The 1,704-nt window shown below is 73.4% G+C and carries 1 protein-coding gene; it reads left to right on the top strand.

What is annotated here, in order from left to right; genetic code table 11:
- Window positions 1–1,704 (top strand): type I polyketide synthase (locus tag NQU54_RS48450; RefSeq protein WP_257636636.1); only part of this gene is annotated, 1,704 nt, incomplete at both ends.

Raw genomic sequence — 1,704 nt, 5'->3', positions numbered from 1 at the left:
GCACGCTGGTCGATGGGCGCCGGGGCATCGCCCGACCAGCGGCCCGACCTCTCCTCAGGTCCCGTGCTGGTCACCGGCGGCACCGGTGGTCTGGGCTCGCTGGTCGCCCGCCACCTGGTCGCCGAACACGGCGTCCGCGACCTGGCGTTGGCCAGCCGCCGGGGGCCCGACGCGGATGGGATCACTGAACTCACTGCCGAGCTCACCGACCTCGGCGCCCGGGTCCGTTCCGTCTCCTGCGACCTCACCGACCGGGCCGCACTCGCCGCGCTCGTCGACGAGGTCGGCCCGCTGACGGGCGTCGTGCACACCGCCGGGGCGCTGGCCGACGCCACCGTCGAGCACCTGGACGCCGACGCGCTGGCCGCCACCTTCGCTCCCAAGGCCGATGCCGCCTGGTGGCTCCACGAACTCACCCAAGACCAGAACCTGACCCTGTTCATGGTCTTCTCCTCGGTCGCCGGTGTGCTGGGCAACGCGGGGCAGGCCAACTACGCGGCCGCCAACAGCTTCCTCGACGCCCTGATCACACACCGCCGCCGCCACGGCCTCCCCGGCACCTCACTCGCCTGGGGCTCGTGGGAACGCACCACCGGCATGACCGCCCACCTCACCCAAGCCGACCACGGCCGGCTGGCCCGCGACGGGCTCCGGCCACTGGCCGACGCCGAGGGGCTGGCCCTGTTCGACGCCGCGCTGGCGGCGGAAGCAGCGAGCGTGGTCACGGCCGCGTTCGACCTGGTGGCGCTCCGCGCCACGCCAGTGACACCAACCGTGCTGCGCGGCCTGGTGCGCAGGCCGCGGGCGACCGCGAGCAGCGACGAGGCCGCCGGTACCTGGCGCGACCTGCTGGCGGGGATGACGCCGCAAGAGCGGGAGCGGGCGGCTGTCGACATGGTCCGGGAGCAGGCCGCGGCCGTGCTCGGGCATGCCGACGCCACCGCGATCGGTGCGCGTCAGGTCTTCAAGGACCTCGGGTTCGACTCCCTGACCGCCGTGGAGTTCCGCAACCGGCTGTCGGCGGCGACCGGGCTGCGGCTGCCCGCCACGCTGATCTTCGACTACCCCACGTGCGCGGCGGCGGCCGGTCTGGTGCTCGGCTCGACAGCGGACACCACCCGGCCGCGGGCCGCCACGGCCGGGGACGCGGAGCCGATCGCGATCGTGGGGATGGCCTGCCGACTGCCCGGCGGCGTCGACTCCCCCGAAGACCTATGGCGCCTGATCAGCACAGGCGGCGACGCCATCACCACATTCCCCACCGACCGCGGCTGGGACCTGGACACCCTGTACGACCCGGACCCCGACCACCCCGGCACCACCTACGCCCGCCACGGTGGATTCCTGGAAAACGCCGGTGCGTTCGACCCGGACCCGTTCGGCATCTCGCCGCGCGAGGCGCTGGCCATGGACCCGCAGCAACGACTACTGCTGGAAACCACCTGGGAGGTCCTGGAACGCTCCGGCATCGACCCGACCACCTTGCGCGGCAGCCGCACCGGCGTCTTCACCGGCATCATGGCCAGCAACTACGTCGCCCTGCGGGGCAGCGCGCCGGCCGACCTCGAAGGCTACGTGGCCAATGGCAGCGCGGCGAGCGTGGCGTCCGGCCGCGTCTCGTACACCTTCGGCTTCGAGGGCCCGGCCGTCTCGCTGGACACCGCCTGCTCCTCCTCCCTGGTCGCCCTGCACCTCGCCGTCCAA

This window comes from Streptomyces malaysiensis subsp. samsunensis (assembly GCF_024519315.1).
GTDB lineage: Bacteria > Actinomycetota > Actinomycetes > Streptomycetales > Streptomycetaceae > Streptomyces > Streptomyces malaysiensis.
This window is presented reverse-complemented; position numbering and strand designations above follow the sequence as displayed.